Here is an 18230-nt window from a genome sequence, read left to right as displayed (position 1 = left end):
GGGGTCGGCGTGGCGGCGGGCCCGCCGCCGGTGGCGCAGCCGCCCAGCCCGGCCAGCCCCGCCAGCAGGGCCAGCGCGGCGGCCAGGGCGGGGGCGGGCAGCACGAGCGTGCGCACGAGGACCCCCTGACGCGGCGCGGGGCCCGCCGGCGCGCGCCCCCTCAGAGCAGCGTGACCCAGTAGCTCCAGAACTGCACGCCCACCGCCGCGGCGATCGCGGCGAGGGTCAGCACGACCAGCAGCACCCGGAAGTCCACGACGGCGCGCGCGGCGCCGCGCAGCGCGCGCGGCACCGGCAGCAGCCCGCGGTCCAGGGCGTCGGCCAGGCTCACCCAGAAGGTGGGCACCACCACGGCCCACACGAGCATGCAGTACGGGCACAGGGCGTGGATGGGGAACAGCGCCTGGACCACCAGCCAGCCGACGAGGACCGCGCCGAGGGCGATGCCGAGCAGGTGGCCGCGCTCCACCCAGCGCGGCAGGGCGGTGCCCGAGAGCAGCAGCACGCCCAGCGTGGTGGAGACGGCGAAGGCGCCGATGCCCAGCAGCGGGTTGGGGAAGCCGAACAGCGCGGCCTGCGCGCTCTCCATGACCGTCTGGCAGGAGATGAACGGGTTCACGCTGCAGCTGGGCCGGTACCCGGGCTCGGTGGCCAGCCGGAAGCGCTCCACGGTGAGGACCATCGAGGCGAGGAGGCCCACCGCGCCGCCCAGGGCGAGCAGCAGACCGCGGGCGCGGGGCCGCACGGGCAGGTGCGACAGGTGCCGCTCCCCCGCCGCGCCGAGCTCGTCCGGTTCCCCCGGCTCCCCCGGCTCCCCCGGGTCGCCCGGGACGCCCGGGTCGCCCGCGGGCGACCCGGGGGGCTCGTCGCGCTCGCCGCCCTGGTGCTGCGCGGCCGCCGTGGTCCCGGACATCGCCCCTCCGTGCTGTGGCTCGTGCTGTGGCTCGCTGGTGCGTCTGGCTGCTGCGTGGCCGGCGCGCGCCCGCGCGCCGCTCCCCCAGCATCCTCGGCCCACCTGGGTGCGAGCTGGACGGCTCGGGCGGCACCCGGCGCGGGGCGGCGGGGCCCCGCGACCGGGGCGGTAGGTTCGCGCCGTGCCCGCTGCGTCGACCACGCCCGCCGCCCCGGCGGCCCGCCCGCGCTACGACGACGACCTGCGCCTGGCGCACGTCGTCGCCGACCAGGTGGACGGGGTGACGATGGAGCGCTTCCGGGCGCTGGACCTGGCGGTGGAGACCAAGCCGGACCTCACCCCCGTCACCGACGCCGACCGCACCGCCGAGGAGCTGATCCGCTCCTCGCTGCGGCGCACCCGCCCGCGCGACGCGGTGCTGGGCGAGGAGTTCGGCCTGGTGGGGCACGGGCCGCGGCAGTGGGTGGTCGACCCCATCGACGGCACGAAGAACTTCGTGCGCGGGGTGCCGGTGTGGGCGACCCTCATCGCCCTGCTCGACGACGGCGTGCCGGTGGTGGGCCTGGTGTCGGCGCCGGCGCTGCAGCGGCGCTGGTGGGCCGCGGTCGGCTCGGGCGCCTGGACGGGGCGCAGCCTGTCGACGGCCACGCGCACCCGGGTCAGCGGCGTGACGGAGCTGGCGGACGCCTCCTTCGCGTACTCCTCGCTGGGCGGGTGGGAGGAGCGCGGCCGCCTGGACGGCTTCCTGGAGCTGTCCCGGAAGGTGTGGCGCACCCGCGGCTACGGCGACTTCTGGTCGTACATGCTCCTGGCGGAGGGCGCGGTGGACATCGCCGCCGAGCCGGAGCTGGCGCTGCACGACATGGCGGCGCTGGTGCCCATCGTCACCGAGGCCGGGGGCCGCTTCACCTCCCGCGCCGGGGTGGACGGCCCGCACGGCGGGGACGCGGTGGCCACCAACGGCCACCTGCACGCCGCCGCGCTGGAGCACCTGGGCGTACCCGCTGCCGAGCGCTCCGAGCAGCCCGAGCGGCCGCCGGTGCCGTGAGCGCGCCGGCGGTGGTGACCGACCCGCGCGAGCGCCGGCTGCTGGCGTGGGAGGTCGTGGCGGTCTTCGCCGTCTCCCTGGGGATGAGCGGGGTGCGCGCCCTGGTGCGCTTCGTGGGCCTGGTCACCGCCCCGGAGGCCCTGAACGCGCAGACGTCCACGGTGCTGGGCAGCTACGCCCCGGACCGGCCCTGGCTGGACCTGGCGCTGCAGCTGGTCTCGGTGGCCTCGGGCCTGGCGCCGGTGCTGCTGGTGGCCTTCCTGCTGGCGCGCGGCGGGGAGTCGCTGCGCACGCTGGGGGTGGACGGGCGCCGGCCGGGGCGGGACCTGCTGGGCGGGCTGGGCCTGGCCGCGGTGATCGGCGGCTGCGGGCTGGTGCTGTACCTGGCCTCCCGGGCGGCGGGGTTCAACACGAACGTGGCCGCCTCGGCGCTGCCGGACGTGTGGTGGGCGGTGCCCGTGCAGGTCCTGGCGGCGGCCCAGAACGGGCTGCTCGAGGAGGTGCTGGTCGCCGGGTACCTGCTGCACCGGCTGGCGCAGCTGGGGGTGCGCCCGCTGCCGGCGCTGCTGGCCAGCGCGCTGCTGCGCGGTTCGTACCACCTGTACCAGGGGCTGGGCGGGTTCGTGGGCAACGTCGCGATGGGCCTGGTGTTCGGGTGGGTGTACCGGCGCTGGGGCCGGGCGATGCCGCTGGTGGTGGCGCACACCGCGATCGACGTCGTGGCGTTCGTCGGCTACGCGCTGCTGGTGGGGCGGGTGGCCTGGTTGCCCGGCTGAGCACGCCCGCTCGCCGCGCGTGGTGGCGCTGACCCGTCCGGGGGACGTGGTGTGAGGACCTCGTGAGCATCGCCGCGCGGGCCGTGCGGGCGCGCCCGGCTCGGCCTGCGGGGCCGGTGCGCGTGCACCTACGGTGGGCCGGTCCGAAGGACGCCGACGTCCCCGTCACCGATCCCGAGGAGCCGCCCGCAGTGCTCTCGCTCGTCTCCGCACCACCGTCCCTCAGCAGCTCCGTGTGGCTGACCCTGGCCGTCGCCGCCGCCTCCGCGGCCGTCGCCGTGCTCGCCGGCGAGCTGCTGGCCCTGGTCGTGCGCCGCCTGGGCCGCCACCACGACGTCCTGGCCCGCGTGGCCCAGCGCGGCAGGCGCCCGCTGGCGGGGCTGCTGGGGACCGTGGCCGTGCAGGTGTCGCTGAACGTGTACACCGGCCCCGCGGCCTGGCGCGCCCCGACGTTCTTCGTCCTGAAGATGGCGGTCGTGGCGTTCGTGGCGTGGCTGGCGGTGGTGGCCGCCAACGTCGTGCAGGACGTGGTGCTGCGGCGGTACCGCATCGACGTGCAGGACAACCTGCGCGCACGGCAGCGGCGCACGCAGGTCACGCTCGTCAAGCGCCTGGTGGTCGCGCTCATCGTCGTGGTCGCCGCGGCCGCGGTGCTGCTGACGATCCCGGGCGCGCGCGGGGTGGGCACGAGCGTGCTGGCCTCGGCGGGCCTGCTGTCCGTGGTGGCCGGCCTGGCGGCGCAGACGTCGCTGGCGAACGTGTTCGCCGGCCTGCAGATCGCCTTCACCGACGGCCTGCGCGTGGACGACGCGGTCGTGGTGGAGGGCGAGTTCGGCAACGTCGAGGACGTCACGCTGACGTACGTGGTGGTCCGCCTGTGGGACCAGCGGCGCATGATCCTGCCCTCGACCTACTTCACGAGCACGCCGTTCGAGAACTGGACGCGCAGCTCCGCGGACCTGACCGGGACCGTGGACTTCGACGTGGACTGGAACCTGCCGGTGGCCCGCGTGCGCGAGCACGTGGAGCGCCACGTGCGCGCGCACCCGCTGTTCAACGGCGAGGTGCTCGCGGTGCAGGTCACGGACGCGCGGGGCTCCTTCGTCTCCTTCCGGGTCCTGGTGAGCGCGAACTCCAGCGGTGAGCTGTTCGACCTGCGCTGCGCGGTGCGCGAGGAGGTCGTGGGGCTGCTGCAGCGCGAGCACCCCGAGGCGCTGCCGAAGGTGCGCGTGGAGGGCGGCGGCGGCGCGCAGCTGCCGCGGCAGGGTCCTCGGGAGGGCTCTCGGGAGGGTTCCCGGGACGGCGCCCGCACCGGCACCGGCCCGCTGTGACGCAGAGCACAGCCGCAGGAGTGGCGATCACGGTCAAGGGGAGGTAGTTCCCCGGACGAAGAACAGGCACGTGCCCATCGACGCCTTGATCTCTTCGCTCGGTCTCTTCGCCGCCACCGTCGGCATCGTCACCGGTGTCCCCCAGATCGTGCAGCTGGTCCGCTCGCCCGACGCCAGCGGCCTGTCCTTCTCCTCCGCCGTGCTGGGCGCGCTCGGCTCGGGCACCTGGCTGACCTACGGCCTGCTGCTGATGGACCCCGCCCAGCTGGTGGGCAACGTGCCCGGCCTGGGCTGCGCCGCGATCACGGTGGTCCTGGCCGCCCGCCGCCTGGGCGTGCCGCTGCGGCGCGCGCTGGTCGCGCTCGCCGCCTGGGCCCCCCTCGTCGCGGTCGCCGACGTGGTCGGCGGCGCCGCCCTCGTCGGCGCCCTGGCCACGGTGGTGTCGCTGGTGCGGATGGTCCCGCAGGTGCGCATCGCCTTCGGCAGCGGGTCGCTGGCCGGCCTGGCGCCGGGCACGTACGTGCTCACCCAGTTCTCCGCGACGCTGTGGACCGTGTACGGGGTCGCGACCGCGCAGCCCTCCGTCGTCGTGTGCTCGTTCGTCTCCATCCTGCTGGCCGGCGTGGTGCTCTCCCGCCGGCTGCCCCCGCGCCACGTCGTGCGGGCCCTGCACGACGGCCGCTTCGGCGTGCCCGGCCGGCTGCTGGTGCGCCCCGTGGTGGCGCTGGCCGCCTGAGCACCGGGACCCCCGCACGGCCCGTCGCCGCGCACCGCGGCGCCGGGACCGCCACCATCGGAGCAGCACCCGTGCCGATCGACGTGGAGGGACACCCGTGAGCGGTGGACTCGTAGCCCTGCTGGACGACGTGGCGGTGCTGGCGCGCGCCGCGGCCGCCTCCGTGGACGACATCGGCGCCGCCGCCGCGCGGGCCGGGGCGAAGGCCGCCGGCGTCGTCGTCGACGACACCGCCGTCACCCCGCAGTACGTGCGCGGCCTGGCCGCCGAGCGCGAGCTGCCGATCGTGCGGCGCATCGCCCTGGGCTCGCTGCGCAACAAGCTCCTCCTGATCCTGCCGGTGGTGCTGCTGCTCAGCCAGTTCCTGCCGTTCCTGCTCACCCCGATCCTCATGGTCGGCGGGGCCTACCTGTGCTTCGAGGGCGCGGAGAAGGTGTGGGCCAAGCTCAGCGGCCACGGGCACGGGCACGGCGGCCAGGAGCAGCTCGCGGACGAGGACGCCATCGTCTCCGGGGCGGTGCGCACCGACCTCATCCTGTCCGCGGAGATCATGGTCATCGCGCTCGACCAGGTCGCCGAGGACCCCTTCCTGACCCGCGCGGTGGTGCTGGCGGTCGTGGGCGTCCTCATCACCGTGCTCGTGTACGGGGTGGTCGGCCTCATCGTGAAGATGGACGACGCCGGGGTGCGCCTGGCCCGCTCGCCCCGCGGGGCCGTGGCGGGCCTGGGCCGCGGCCTGGTGAGGGGGATGCCCAAGCTGCTCACCGCCCTGACCGTCGTGGGCACCGCGGCGATGCTCTGGGTCGGCGGGCACATCCTGCTGGTGGGCGCCGACGAGCTCGGCCTGCACGCCCCCTACGAGGTGGTGCACCACGCGGAGGAGGCGGTCCACGAGGCCACCGGGGCGCTGGGCGGCGTCCTGGGCTGGCTCACCAACACCCTGGGCAGCGCCGTGCTCGGCCTCGTCGTCGGCGCGGCGGTGGCGGCCGTGGTGCTGCTCGTGCAGCGGCGCCGGGCCGGCGCCGCGCAGGGGGCCGGCGCGCACTGAGGCCCCGCGCTCCCCGGGCGGGCGCCGCGGCCGCGTGCGAGGCTCGGGCGGTGGTGGAGGGGGCGCGCGCCGGGCACCAGCCCACGCGCGCCGACCGCCTGGAGCGCGCGGTGGCCCGCGACGGGCCGGCGTGCGTGTGGTGCGGGCGGGAGCTGACGCGCCTGGTGCACCCGACCACCGACCACCTGGTGCCGCGGGTCAAGGGCGGGCCCTCGTGGCTGGAGAACGAGGCCGCCGCCTGCCGGCGCTGCAACGGCGAGCGCGGGCACCTCTCGCCGGTGGACTGGCTGCTGGAGTGCCGGCGGCGCGGCTGGCCGGCGGACCCGGCGTGGCTGCGCCGGCGCCTGGAGGAGCTGGACGCGGCCATCACCGCCCGCGGCGGGCAGCGCCGAGCGCGCCCCTACGTGCAGGCGCAGCTGCGCCGGGTGCGCCGGCTGGCCGACGCGGCCTGACGCGCGACCCCCGTGCGGCGGCGCGCGGCGGCAGGTGCGGGTCGCCGCAGCGCTGCGCCTCCGCGACGGACGCGGCGCGCCGCACCGTCAGCAGCTCCCCGGCCTCGTCCGCCCGCGCCGGGCGCAGCACCGGCGCGGGCGGGCCCGCCGTCGTCCCGCTCAGCGCAGGAACCACGCCCCGGGCTCGGCGAGGCGGTCGACGTCGTCCGGGCCCCAGGTGCCCTCGGCGTACGGCAGGACCGGCGGGCGGTGCTGCGAGAAGCGCTCGATCGCCCGCCACGCCGCGCGCAGGCCCTCCACGCCGGTGAACAGCGAGCGGTCCCCGACCAGGACGTGGTCGATGAGGTGCGCGTAGGGCAGCGCCGGCTCGGCGCCCTCGAAGCGGTCCAGCGGCAGGCTGGCGGTGCCGAGCACGGTGCCGCCGGCCACGCCCGGGCGGCGCACGGCCAGCTTCACGTCGAGGGAGCCGCCCTCCAGCAGGGAGAAGCTGATCGCGGCGGGCTCGCCGCCGCTCTCGCCGCCCTGGACGCCGGCGTAGGGGCCCTGCGCGGGGGGCTTGAGCACCAGGGTGATCCGCTGCTCGTCGGCGGCCATCTTCTTGCCGCTGCGCAGCAGGAACGGCACGCCCTCCCAGCGCTCGTCGTCGATCCACAGCCGCGCCGCGGCCAGGGTGTCGGTGGAGGAGGCGTCGGCGACGCCGTCGATGTCGAGGTAGCCCTCGAACTGGCCGAGGACCACCTCCTCGGGGTCCAGCTCGCGGAAGCGCTGCACCGCCGCGTCGCGGGCGGCCTGCACCGTCTGCGGGCGCAGGTCCGCCGGCGGCTCCATGGCCACCGTGGCGGCCAGCTGGAACAGGTGGGTGACGATCATGTCGAGGAAGGCGCCGGTCGCGTCGTAGAAGTCGGCGCGCTGGGCCACGTCGAGGGTCTCGGCGATGTCGACCTGCACCTGGGCGACGTGCTCGCGGCTCCACAGCCCCTCCAGCCAGGGGTTGGCCAGGCGGGCGTGGATGAGGTCCTGCGCGGCCTCGAAGGCGAGGAAGTGGTCGATGCGGAAGACCTGGTCCTCGTCGAAGACGCGCTGCACCTCCGCGTCGAGCTCCTCGAAGGTGGCCAGCGAGGTGCCGTAGGGCTTCTCGTAGACGACGCGGGAGCCGGCGGCCAGGCCGTGCGCGTCCAGCGCCCTGGTGGTGGCCAGGAAGGCGCCCGGCGGGATGGCCAGGTAGTGCACGAGCTGCACCTCGCCCTCGCCGGCGCCGAGCTGCTCGCGGGCCTCGCCGAGCACGTCGAGCAGGGTGCCGGGGTCGTCGGCGCCGAAGCCGCCGCTGGCGAAGAGCAGGTGCTCGGCGAAGTCGTCCCAGGGGCCCTCGGAGGGCTGCGGGCCGAACTCCTCCAGCGCCTCCCTGATGTGCTGCCGGAAGTCGTCGTGGGACATCTGGCCGCGGCTGCTGCCGACCAGCCGCCACTGCCGCGGCAGCCGGCCGATCTTGGCGAGCTGGAAGAAGGCCGGCATCACCAGCCGGCGCGACAGGTCGCCCGTCGCCCCGAACATCACGAACACCGTGGGCTTGTCGTCCCCCGCCTGCTGCTGCGGGGACTGCGCTGTCTCGGTCACGGGGCAGACGCTATTGCCTCCCCGGACCGCGCGCCGGGTAGGGTGCCGAGCGTGACCACCACGACGCCCTGCGCGCGCCCGGGCCGCTGCCCGCGCACGCCGAGCGGTGCGTGGTGGCGGGTGTCGGCGGTCGCCTGACGCTCCCACGTCCCGGTGGCCGCCTCGTCGAGGAGGCCCGCCCCCGGGACGGCCCCTCGACGGCCGGCCGCGCCAGCCCCACCGAGGAGGAACCCCGTGCCGCACCCCGACCCCGCCGCGCTCGTCGCCGACCTGCTGCGCGGCGAGGCGCCGTTCGCCCTGCTGCGCCGCCTGGACCCCCGCACCGGCGAGCCCGGCCCCGTGGAGGTGCTGCGCGGGCCCGTCACGACGGTCGAGCACCTGGCCGACGTGCCGCTGCCCACCGGCACCCCCGGCACCCCCGTCGCCGACGCGCTGGCGCTGGTGCCCTTCCGCCAGCTGCGCGAGCGCGGCTTCGAGGTGCACGACGACGGCACCCCGCTGCAGGTGCTGCGGGTGGAGAGCGCCGAGGAGGTCGCGCTGGAGGAGGCGCTGCGGGTGCTGCCCGACGCGGACGTGCCGCTGCGCGACGTGGCCCCGGACCTGTCCGACGAGCAGTACGCCGACGTGGTGCGCCGGATCATCGCCGACGAGATCGCGCAGGGCTCGGGCGCGAACTTCGTCATCCGCCGCGACGTGGACGGCGTCGTGGACGGCTTCTCCGCGGAGACCGCCCTGAGCCTGTTCCGCCGGCTGCTGGTGGCTGAGCACGGCGCCTACTGGACGTTCGTGGTGCACGTGCCCGGCGAGGGGGGCACCTCGCGCACCCTGGTGGGCGCCAGCCCGGAGGTGCACGTGCGGATGGCCCGCGGCGAGGTCGTCATGAACCCGATCTCGGGCACGTACCGCTACCCGGCCACCGGCCCGGACGCCGACGGGCTCGTGGAGTTCCTCACCGACCCCAAGGAGGTCGAGGAGCTGTTCATGGTGGTCGACGAGGAGCTGAAGATGATGTGCTCCGTCGGCGACCTGGGCGGCACCGTGCACGGCCCGTACCTGCGGGAGATGGCCAACCTCGCCCACACCGAGTTCGAGCTGCGCGGGCAGTCCACGCTGGACGCGCGGGAGGTGCTGCGCCAGACCATGTTCGCCGCCACCGTCACCGGCAGCCCGCTGCAGAGCGCCTGCCGGGTCATCAAGCGCTTCGAGCCGTCCGGGCGCGGCTACTACGCCGGGGCGCTGGCGCTGCTGGGCCGCGACGGCGCGGGCGCGCAGACGCTGGACTCCCCCATCCTCATCCGCACCGCCGACGTGCGCACCGGCGCCGACGGCACCGGGCGGGTGCGGGTGTCGGTGGGCGCGACGCTGGTGCGCGGCTCCACCCCCGAGGGGGAGGTCGCCGAGACCCACGCGAAGTCCGCGGGCGTGCTGCGCGCCCTGGGCGCGCTGCCGCCGCTGGCGCGCAGCGGCGCGGACGGCGCGGGGGCCCCGGCGCGGCGGGTGCCGCTGTCGGCCGACCCGCGGGTGGCCTCGCTGCTGGCCGGCCGCCGCGACCGGCTGGCGCGCTTCTGGCTGGAGCCGCAGCGCCTGCCGGAGGGCGCCGCGCTGGGCGAGGCGCTCGTCGTCGACGCCGAGGACACCTTCACCGCGATGCTGGTGCACCTGCTGGCCTCGGCCGGGCTGCGCGCGCGGGTGCTGCGCTACGACGACCCCGGGCTGGAGGCGGCGCTGGCCGCGCACCGCGGCCTGGTGGTGATCGGCCCGGGCCCGGGCGACCCCGAGGACGCCTCCGACCCGCGCATCGCGCGCCTGCAGCAGCTGGCCCGCGCCCTGAGCGGCGCCGCCCGCGAGGGCGGCAACCCCCTGCTCGGGGTGTGCCTGGGCCACCAGCTGCTCGCCGGCGCGCTGGGCCTGCCGCTGCGCCGCAAGGACGCCCCGCACCAGGGCACGCAGCTGGAGGTCGACCTGTTCGGCCGCCGCGCCACCGTGGGGTTCTACAACTCCTTCACCGCCCGCGTGGACGCGGCGGCCGTGGCGCGGCTGGCCGGGGAGGGCACCGAGGTGTCCACCGGCCCGGCCGACGAGGTGGTGGCGCTGCGCGGGCGGGGCTTCGCCGGCATCCAGTTCCACCCGGAGTCCGTGCTGACCCTGCAGGGCCCGGACCTGCTGCGCTCGCTCGTGCAGCCGCTGGTGCAGCAGCCCGCGGGGCGCTGAGGGCACCGGGCCGGGGCGGGAGCACCGCCCCGGCCCGGCGCGCTCAGGCGCGCACGCCCTTCAGCAGCTCGCGCATCCGCTCGACCTCGACGCGCTGGGTGGCGTCCACCTCCGCGGCGAGCTCCTGCACCCGCACGTCGGTGCCCTCGACCAGCGCCTCGCGCGCCATGACCAGGGCGCCCTCGTGGTGCGGGATCATCAGCTGCAGGAACAGCTCGTCGAACTCCGCGCCGCGCGCGTCGGCGAGCTGCTGCAGCTGCGCGGGGGTGACGGCGCCGGGCATCTCGGCAGCGTCGCCGCCGTGCCCGCCGTGCCCGCCGTGCCCGTCCTGCAGCGCGGCGGCGCCGGCCACCCCGCCGCGCTCGTCCAGCCAGCTCCGCAGGACGTCGACCTCGGCGCCCTGCCCGGCGGCGATGCGGGCGGCGAGGGTGCGCACGCCCTCGTCCTGGGCGCGCTCGGGCGCCAGCTCGGCCATCTGCAGGGCCTGCAGGTGGTGCGGGACCATCGCGGCGGCGAAGTCCACGTCGGCGGCGGCGGGCGGCGGCTCCTGCCGGGGGGGCACGGCCGTCGTGGTCGCGGCGGGTTCGCCCGGTCCCTGCGGCAGCAGCACGGGGGCGGTGGGCTCGGGCGCCTCGGTCCCGGCGCCGGTGCAGCCGGCCAGGACGGCGAGGGCGCACAGGAGCGCGGCCGCGCTGGAACGCTTCACGGACGGTGTCTACCCACTGGGTGACGGCCAGGTCAAGCCTGTACGAACCCTGTGGAACAGGCCACACTGCGTTCCATTGCCCCCACGAACAGTGAGGAAGTCGTGACCGCTCCCACTCGCTCCCCCGCACGGCGAGCACCTCGCCGCCTCGCCGCCGCCGGCCTCTCGCTGGCCGTGCTCGGCCTCGGCGTGCCCGCCGCGGCCGCCGCCCCCCACGACGCCCCGGGCACGCCCGGGGTGGACCAGGTCTCCTCCAGCAGGAACCTGCGCCAGATCGCCAACGTCCCCAAGCAGCAGGGCTTCGAGTCGGCCACCTCCTTCGGCACCGACATGGCCTTCCAGGGCGACTACGCCTACGTCGGCAACTACGACGGCTTCACGGTCTACGACATCAGGAAGCCGCACGAGCCGCGCATCGCCAGCCAGGTGCTGTGCCCCGGCGCGCAGAACGACATCAGCGTCTACGGCGACCTGCTGTTCCTGTCCACCGACTCCAGCCGCAGCGACGACTCGTGCACCAGCACGGCGCAGCCGGCGACGCAGCGGGAGTCCTGGGAGGGCATCAAGGTCTTCGACGTCAGCGACCCGGCCGCCCCGCGCTACGTCTCCGCGGTGGAGACGAAGTGCGGCTCGCACACCCACACGCTGCTGCCGGACGAGGCCTCGGGCACCGCGTACCTGTACGTCTCCTCCTACAGCCCGAACCCGACGCTGCCGGACTGCGCCCCGCCGCACGACCTCATCTCCGTCGTCGCCGTGCCCCTGGACGCGCCGGAGCAGGCGGCCGTGGTCGCCGAGCCGGTGCTCTTCCCCGACGGCGGCAACCCCGGCGGCACCGTGCACCCCAGCGGCATCGCCGACCGCAGCGCCACCACCGGCTGCCACGACATCACCGTCTACCCCGCCAAGGACCTCGCCGCGGGCGCCTGCATGGGTGACGGGGTCCTCCTGGACATCTCCGACCCGCTGACCCCGCGCGTCATCGAGCGCGTGCAGGACCCGAACTTCGCGTTCTGGCACTCGGCGACGTTCAACGAGGCCGGCACCAAGGTCGTGTTCACCGACGAGCTCGGCGGCGGCGGGGCGGCCACCTGCCTGCCCACCGTCAGCGACGAGTTCGGCGCCGACGCGGTCTACGACATCACCGGCACCGGCGACGGCCGCTCGCTGGAGCGGCGCAGCTACTTCAAGATCCCGCGCGACAACACCACCACCGAGAACTGCGTGGCCCACAACGGCTCGCTGATCCCGGTGAAGGGCCGCGACATCATGGTGCAGGCCTGGTACCAGGGCGGGATCTCGGTGTGGGACTTCACCGACTCCGCGAACCCGCGCGAGATCGGCTTCTGGGAGCGCGGCCCGCTCTCGGCGACCGAGCTCGTGCTCGGCGGCTCCTGGTCGGCGTACTACTACAACGGCCACGTCTACTCCAGCGACATCCAGAAGGGCCTGGACGTGCTCGCCCTGGACGACCGCGCCACCGCGCCGGCGCGGAAGGTGCGGCTGGAGCGCTTGAACGTCCAGACGCAGCAGGAGTCCGGCGACCGCGGCTGGGGCTGGGGCGGCTGGGACCGCCCCCGGCACTGAGGCGCTGAGCCCCGGGCACCCGGGACCCCGTGGCGGGGTCCCGGGTGCCCGGGTGCTCCCGCCGAGGGCGGGAACGACGAAGGCCCGGACCGTGTGGTCCGGGCCTTCGTCTCACCAGTAGCGGGGACAGGATTTGAACCTGCGACCTCTGGGTTATGAGCCCAGCGAGCTACCGAGCTGCTCCACCCCGCGTCGATGAGACGAGCTTACGCCACGATGGCGGGAGCACCAAATCGCCGTGGACGGGCCGGCGGAGTGGGCCGCGGGCGACCCGCCACACCCGGGGGCGCCGGGAACGACGAAGGCCCGGACCGTGTGGTCCGGGCCTTCGTCTCACCAGTAGCGGGGACAGGATTTGAACCTGCGACCTCTGGGTTATGAGCCCAGCGAGCTACCGAGCTGCTCCACCCCGCGTCGATGAGACGAGCTTACGCCACCGTGGCGGGAAGGCCAAATCGCGGTGGCGGGCCCGGTGCCGGCCGGACCCGCCGCCCCGTCTCACGGCGTCGGCGCGCCGCTCGGCGTGGCCGCCGGGTCCGGTGCCGCCCCGGAGGCCCCGGCCAGCGCGGCCTGCGCGGCGCTGGCCGACTCCACCGCCGCGCGCAGCCGCTCCTGCGCCTGCCCGTACGCCGTGAAGTCCTGCCGCGCCAGGGCGGCCGCGGAGTCCTGGATCGCCGAGCGCGCCTCGGTGAGCGCCGCCTGCAGCTGCGCCTGCGGGTCGCCGGTCACCGGCGCGACCGGCGCGGGCGCACCGGTCGCCCCCGGCGCGGGGCCGGCCGTGGGCGCGGGGGCGCCGCCGATGGGCGGAGCGCCCTCGTCACCGGCCGTCGCCCCCGAGTCGCCGGCGAAGACGTCGTCCAGCGCCTCGTTGAGCGTGTCGGCGATGGCGATCTGGTCGCCGAAGACCGCGACCACCTTGCGCAGCTGCGGGAAGGAGTTCTGCCCGGTGCTGCGCGCGTAGATCGGCTCGACGTACAGCAGCCCCCCGCCGACCGGCAGCGTCAGCAGGTTGCCGTTGATGACCTCCGAGCCCTGCCCCAGGCTCAGCAGGCGCACCTGCTCGGCCACCGCGGCGTTGGACTGGATGTCGTTCTGCACCTGCACCGGACCCGCCACCACCGACGACTGCGGCAGCTCCAGCAGCCGGATGGTGCCGTAGCCCTCGTTCTTCTCGCCGTCGGCCGACCCGGCGTCGGCGTCCACCGCGGCGAAGCCGGTGATGATCTGGCTGCTGGAGCCGCGGTTGTTCGAGGTCGGCACGTACGTCGTCGTCAGGCTGAAGGCCGGGGACGGCTGACCGGGCATCTGCAGGGTCAGGTAGTACGGCGGCTGGGCGGGGCGCTGCTGACCCTGCGCGACCTCCGAGGCGGTCGGGTCCTGCGGCACCTGCCAGAAGTCCTGCCCGGTGAGGAAGGAGCGCGGGTCGGTGACGTGGTAGCGCGAGAGGACGTCGCGCTGCACCTTGAACATGTCCTGCGGGTAGCGCAGGTGGCTCATCAGCGAGCCGCTGACCTGCGACAGCGGCTGCACCGCGTCGGGGAAGGCCTTCATCCACGCCATGAGCACCGGGTCGGTGTCGTCCCAGGCGTACAGGGTCACCGCGCCCGTGTAGGCGTCGACGGTGGCCTTGACCGAGTTGCGCACGTAGTTGACCGTGCGGTCCTGCAGCGCCTGCACGCTCTGCGTCTGCGTGGTGAGCGAGTCGGTGGTCACCTCGCCCAGGCGCGTCGTGGAGGAGTACGGGTACGAGGCGGAGGTGGTGTAGCCGTCGAGGATCCACAGCACCTTGCCGTCCACCACGGCCGGGTAGGCGTCGCCGTCCAGGGTCAGCCACGGGGCGACCTTCTCCACCCGCTCGCGCGGGGTGCGGTCGTACAGGATCCGCGAGTCCGCGTTGACCTGGTTGGACAGCAGGATGTTCTGGTCGCCGAACTTCAGCGCGTAGACCAGCTTGCGCAGCAGGCCGCCCACCGGCACCCCGCCCCCGCCGGTGTAGGAGGTGCGGGCGTAGCCCTCCGGGGAGTTGTCCGGGTAGTCGATCTCGACGGCGTCGCCGCCGCCGGCGATCGAGTAGTCCTCGGTGCGCTCGCCGAAGTAGATGCGCGGCTCGTAGTCGCCCAGGTCCCCCTGGGAGGGGATGTTCGCCTCGAAGTACGACGGGCGCCCGTCGGGGGCCCGCTCGTTGCCGCGCGCGGCGACCACGCCGTAGCCGTGGGTGTAGACGGTGTGCAGGTTCACCCAGGTGCGCTGCGAGTCGCTCAGGCCCTCGAGGTTCAGCTCTCGGGCGGCGATCACGGTGTCCTGCGTCTGGCCGTCCAGGGAGTAGCGGTCCACGTCCAGCGGGTCGGGGAAGGCGTAGTAGTTGCGCTGACCCTGCGTCTGGCGGAAGGCGTCGGAGACGACGTTGGGGTCCAGCAGGCGCACGCCGGGGATCGTGTCGGCGTCCTCGCGCAGCTGGCCCGGCGAGACCGAGGTGTCGGGCTGGTAGTCGGTGGTCTCGGTGTCGGCGACGTCGTACGCGTCGCGGGTGGCCCGGATGTTGCGGTCGACGTACTCCGCCTCCAGGGCCTGGCGGTTCGGGGTGACCTGGAAGCGCTGCACCGCCCACGGGTAGACGCCGCCGACGGCGATCGCGCTGACCACCAGCAGGCCGGTGCCGATGGCCGGCAGCCGCCACGAGGTGCCCGCCGCGGCCGCCACGAACAGCAGCGCCACCACCACGGCGACGATCGCCAGGATCGCCTTGGCCGGCAGCACCGCGTGCACGTCGGTGTAGCTGGGGCCCACGACGTCGGCGATGTTGATGTTGCCGGACTCGCTGACCATGATCTCGTAGCGGTCCAGCCAGTAGCCGACCCCGCGCAGCACCAGGAACAGCGCGGCCAGGGAGGCCAGGTGCACGCGCGCCTCGCGGGTGGTGCGCTGCCCGCCGCCGGCCAGGCGCAGGCCCCCGTACAGGTAGTGGGTGGCCAGCGCCGCCAGGCCGGCCAGGACCACGGCCGCCGACAGGAAGCTGACGACGAAGCTCAGCCAGGGCAGCGAGAAGACGTAGAAGCCCTGGTCCATGCCGAACTGGGCGTCCTCGGTGCCGAAGCTGGTGCGGTTCAGCCACAGCAGCAGCGTCTCCCAGCGGCTCATGGCCACCGAGCCGCCGAACAGGCCCGCGGCCACCGAGAGCACCACGACGACCAGGCGGCGCAGCGGCTCCAGGGACTCGCGGTAGCGGTCCAGGCCGGCCTGCTCGGTGGAGATCGGGGCGTACACCGGGCGGGTGCGGTAGCCCAGGGTCAGCGAGGCCGCCACCGCCCCGCCCAGCAGCAGGGCGCCGACGGCGAACAGCGCGGCCTGCAGCCACAGCTTGGTGGTGAAGGTGCGCAGGAAGCCGAGCTGGTCGAACCACCAGACGTCGGTGGCGATGCGGGCGCCGACGACGACGGCCACGACGAGCGCCACCAGCACGAGGACCGTGGGCAGCGCGGCGCCGCGGCGGCGCCGCCGCAGCACCGGCCGGGCGGGGCGGCGAGGAGGGAAGCTCACGAACGAGGAACTTACAAGCCGCCGCACGGGTGCCCGCGACACCGGATCGTGACCTCTTCGTTGCACGGCGCGCCGTCCCCCCACCGGGGGACGGCCCGGCGCGCGCTCCGCGGCGCGTCGCACGGGCGTGCCACCATCGGCCCCGTGAACGAGCTCGACCAGTCCAGCGCGCCCGCCCCGACCTCCGGCTCCCTGTGGCGCACCGTCGCCGAGATCGAGCGCTACGTGGCCGCCGACGGCTGGGGCGCCCCCCTGCGGCTGTTCGCGCTCGTGCGCACCGCGGACGCGCTGCGCCGCGACCCGGCCCTGGCCCGGCGCCTGCCCGAGCAGGTCGTCGCCGAGGCGCGCGCCGACGCCGGCCACCTGACCTCCGTGGAGCAGGACGGCCTGCCCGACGTCGACGACCTCGACGAGCTGCTGGGCCAGCTGGCCTGGCCCGACGGCGTCGACGGCGCCGCCCTGGTCGTCGAGCGCATCCTCGTGCCGCCGGACGCCGAGGCCGAGGTGCGCGCCGCCGCCGGCGGCGACGAGCGCGCCCGCGCCGCCGCGCTGGCCGCGCACCCCCTGGCCGAGGACGTGCGCATCGCCGTGGGCGTGCTGCGCGACGGCACCCACGAGTGCGCCGTGCGCTCGCGCTCGAAGGACTCCGACGGGGAGGTGGCCACCGGCGCCGACCTCGTGCCCGGCCTGGTCAACGCGCTGCAGGCCACGCTGCAGGACTGAGCCGGCTCAGGCGCGCGGTCGGCCGCGCGGGCTCAGCCCGCGGCGAGCTGCTCGCAGGTGCGCACCCGCGCGCCCCGGCCGGCCCCGATGTCCTCCACCGCCTCGCGCGCGTCGTGCAGCGTGGCGACACCCACCACCGTGATGCCCGCCGGGGCGGTGCCGGCCACCTCGCCGCACTCCTGCGCGGGGGCCAGGAACCACCGCGCCCCCGCGCGGCGGGCGCCGATGACCTTCTGCCGCAGCCCGCCGATGGGCTGCACCGTGCCGTCCACCGCGATCGCGCCCGTGCCGGCCACGTGCTCGCCGCCCGTCATGGCGCCGGGGGTGAGCAGGTCCACCACCGCCAGCGCGAAGACCGTGCCGGCGCTGGGGCCGCCGACGTCGTCGATGGCGATGTCCACCTCGAAGGGGAAGTCGTAGTCGACGTCGGGCACCACGCCCAGCAGCGTGGCGCCCTGCGGGGCGTAGGTGCGGGTGGTCACCTCGCGCGCCTCGCCGCCGCGCTGGATGCCCAGGCGGACCTGCGCACCGGCGGGCAGGGCGCCCACCGCGGCGCGCAGCGCCTCGAAGGTGCCCACCGGGGTGCCGTCGACCGCGGTGATCTCGTCGCCGGCGCGCAGCACCCCCGCCGCCGGGGCCTCGGCGTCCACCTGCTGCACGCGCCGGGTGGTGGTGGCGGGCACCTGCACGCCGAGCTCGGTGAGGGCGGCGACCTTGGCGTTCTCCTGCGAGCCGGTCATCTCCGCCGCGCTCTGCGCGTCCGCCTCCTCCTGCGTGGTGCGCGGGGCGTAGTACAGCTCTCGCGGCACCACGGAGACGTCCTCGTCGCGCCAGTCCAGCAGCACCTCGGCCAGGGAGACCTCCAGGCCCGGGCCGCCGCGCAGCGACACCGTCGTCAGGTCCAGCCGGCCCTCGGTGGGGTACGTCGGCGCGCCGGAGACCTCCACCAGCGCCCGCGCGTCGCGCGCCCCGGCCGCGCCCTCCCCCGGCTCCCCCGGTGCGGTGAGCACGTCGCGCACCGGGCCGGGCCCGAGGCTGACGTAGGGCACGTCGAGCACGCCGGCCAGCGCCACGAGGGCGACCGCGCAGAAGGCGGAGGCGGTCAGCAGCACCCCGCGCGGGGAGAGCGCCTCGCGCCCGGCCGCCGCCGCCGCGCGGGGCGGGGGCTCGTGCCCCGCGCCGGGGTCCGGGGCGGGCTGCGGCGTCGCGGGCGGCACCCGAGCACCCTACGGCCCGTGCCCGCGGCGTTCGCCGGGGGCGATCGCGGGGCCCGCGCAGGAACCCCGGCGGGCGGCCGCTCGTCGCTCCACGGACGGGAGGGCCAGAATGGGTCAGCACCCGTCGGACGATGCGGAGGATCACCGTGGACCAGCGAGGCGACGAGGAGCCCCAGGGCCCCGACGAGGGCCGGGACGACGGCCGGGACGAGGACCGCGGCGAGGAGCGCGACGCCGGGTCGCGGCGGGAGCAGGGCGGGCAGCCCGGCTTCCGGCCCTCCGGCACCCCCGGCAAGCAGCCCCCGGGCGGCAGCGGCAACCCGCTGGAGGA

Annotated in this window: 14 protein-coding genes, 2 tRNA genes and 1 pseudogene; 10 read left to right on the top strand and 7 right to left on the bottom strand. The window is 75.8% G+C overall.

Features of this window, described 5'->3' with window-relative positions:
* Positions 1-160: 160 nt before the first annotated feature.
* Entirely contained in the window at positions 161-913 is a 753-nt protein-coding gene (locus tag GTR00_RS02695) for a vitamin K epoxide reductase family protein (RefSeq protein ID WP_166610106.1), read from the bottom strand.
* 181 nt (positions 914-1094) lie between these two features.
* Here GTR00_RS02695 and hisN point away from each other — a divergent pair, with 181 nt between their 5' ends.
* From hisN to GTR00_RS02665, 6 genes are all read left to right on the top strand, one after another.
* The gene (hisN, locus tag GTR00_RS02690) at positions 1095-1961 is read left to right on the top strand and encodes a histidinol-phosphatase (RefSeq protein ID WP_166610105.1); all 867 of its coding nucleotides are present in this window, start codon (positions 1095-1097) and stop codon (positions 1959-1961) included.
* Positions 1958-2737 (top strand): CPBP family intramembrane glutamic endopeptidase, encoded by a 780-nt coding sequence (locus GTR00_RS02685; protein WP_323132159.1) that lies wholly within the window; start codon positions 1958-1960, stop codon positions 2735-2737. The genes hisN and GTR00_RS02685 overlap by 4 nt, the downstream gene beginning before the upstream one ends.
* A 191-nt stretch (positions 2738-2928) precedes the next feature.
* Complete coding sequence (locus GTR00_RS02680; protein ID WP_166610104.1) at positions 2929-4068, top strand: mechanosensitive ion channel family protein; 1140 nt, start codon at positions 2929-2931, stop codon at positions 4066-4068.
* A 70-nt stretch (positions 4069-4138) separates the two neighbouring features.
* Positions 4139-4804 (top strand): SemiSWEET family transporter, encoded by a 666-nt coding sequence (locus GTR00_RS02675; RefSeq protein WP_166610103.1) that lies wholly within the window; start codon positions 4139-4141, stop codon positions 4802-4804.
* A 97-nt stretch (positions 4805-4901) separates the two neighbouring features.
* Positions 4902-5852 carry a DUF808 domain-containing protein gene (locus tag GTR00_RS02670; RefSeq protein ID WP_166610102.1) on the top strand — a complete coding sequence of 317 codons (951 nt, stop codon included), beginning with the start codon at positions 4902-4904 and terminating at the stop codon, positions 5850-5852.
* A gap of 50 nt (positions 5853-5902) precedes the next feature.
* Positions 5903-6304, top strand: coding sequence for an HNH endonuclease (locus tag GTR00_RS02665; protein WP_205704906.1), 402 nt, complete (start codon positions 5903-5905; stop codon positions 6302-6304).
* Positions 6305-6463: 159 nt separating this feature from the next.
* Here the strand turns inward: GTR00_RS02665 and GTR00_RS02660 are convergent, their stop codons facing one another.
* The gene (locus GTR00_RS02660) at positions 6464-7855 is read right to left on the bottom strand and encodes a glucose-6-phosphate dehydrogenase (RefSeq protein ID WP_166610109.1); all 1392 of its coding nucleotides are present in this window, start codon (positions 7853-7855) and stop codon (positions 6464-6466) included.
* A gap of 297 nt (positions 7856-8152) precedes the next feature.
* Here GTR00_RS02660 and GTR00_RS02655 point away from each other — a divergent pair, with 297 nt between their 5' ends.
* Positions 8153-10129, top strand: coding sequence for an anthranilate synthase family protein (locus tag GTR00_RS02655; protein WP_166610101.1), 1977 nt, complete (start codon positions 8153-8155; stop codon positions 10127-10129).
* A gap of 43 nt (positions 10130-10172) precedes the next feature.
* Here the strand turns inward: GTR00_RS02655 and GTR00_RS02650 are convergent, their stop codons facing one another.
* Positions 10173-10835, bottom strand: coding sequence for a DUF305 domain-containing protein (locus GTR00_RS02650; protein ID WP_166610100.1), 663 nt, complete (start codon positions 10833-10835; stop codon positions 10173-10175).
* Positions 10836-10937: 102 nt separating this feature from the next.
* Here GTR00_RS02650 and GTR00_RS02645 point away from each other — a divergent pair, with 102 nt between their 5' ends.
* Positions 10938-12422 (top strand): LVIVD repeat-containing protein, encoded by a 1485-nt coding sequence (locus tag GTR00_RS02645; protein WP_205704905.1) that lies wholly within the window; start codon positions 10938-10940, stop codon positions 12420-12422.
* Positions 12423-12540: 118 nt separating this feature from the next.
* On the opposite strand, the gene GTR00_RS02640 is transcribed toward GTR00_RS02645, so the two are convergent.
* The 3 genes from GTR00_RS02640 to GTR00_RS02630 all read right to left on the bottom strand — a co-directional run bounded on the left by GTR00_RS02640 (position 12541) and on the right by GTR00_RS02630 (position 15959).
* Positions 12541-12614: transfer RNA gene (locus GTR00_RS02640), tRNA-Met, on the bottom strand.
* Positions 12615-12762: 148 nt separating this feature from the next.
* Positions 12763-12836: transfer RNA gene (locus tag GTR00_RS02635), tRNA-Met, on the bottom strand.
* Between the two features lie 84 nt (positions 12837-12920).
* Entirely contained in the window at positions 12921-15959 is a 3039-nt protein-coding gene (locus GTR00_RS02630) for a UPF0182 family membrane protein (RefSeq protein WP_166610099.1), read from the bottom strand.
* Positions 15960-16103: 144 nt separating this feature from the next.
* Between GTR00_RS02630 and GTR00_RS02625 the strand changes: the two genes are divergently transcribed.
* Complete coding sequence (locus GTR00_RS02625) at positions 16104-16682, top strand: PPA1309 family protein (RefSeq protein WP_205704904.1); 579 nt, start codon at positions 16104-16106, stop codon at positions 16680-16682.
* Between the two features lie 32 nt (positions 16683-16714).
* Here GTR00_RS02625 and GTR00_RS25455 read toward each other — a convergent pair whose 3' ends face one another.
* Entirely contained in the window at positions 16715-17899 is a 1185-nt protein-coding gene (locus GTR00_RS25455; RefSeq protein WP_166610098.1) for a YlbL family protein, read from the bottom strand.
* Between the two features lie 146 nt (positions 17900-18045).
* On the opposite strand from GTR00_RS25455, the pseudogene GTR00_RS02615 reads away from it, so the two are divergent.
* Positions 18046-18230 (top strand): annotated as a pseudogene (locus GTR00_RS02615) (hypothetical protein); the annotation flags it as partial.

The sequence above is a fragment of the Kineococcus indalonis genome (genome assembly GCF_009906395.1).
Lineage (GTDB): Bacteria > Actinomycetota > Actinomycetes > Actinomycetales > Kineococcaceae > Kineococcus > Kineococcus indalonis.
The sequence above is the reverse complement of the archived record's forward strand: the minus strand, read 5'-3'. Positions and strand labels throughout refer to the sequence as shown.

Coding starts and splice junctions, on each gene's coding strand:
- GTR00_RS02660 (WP_166610109.1), bottom strand. CDS start 7,855: ATGTTCGGGGCGACGGGCGACCTGTCGCGCCGGCTGGTGATGCCGGCC.
- GTR00_RS02695 (WP_166610106.1), bottom strand. CDS start 913: ATGTCCGGGACCACGGCGGCCGCGCAGCACCAGGGCGGCGAGCGCGAC.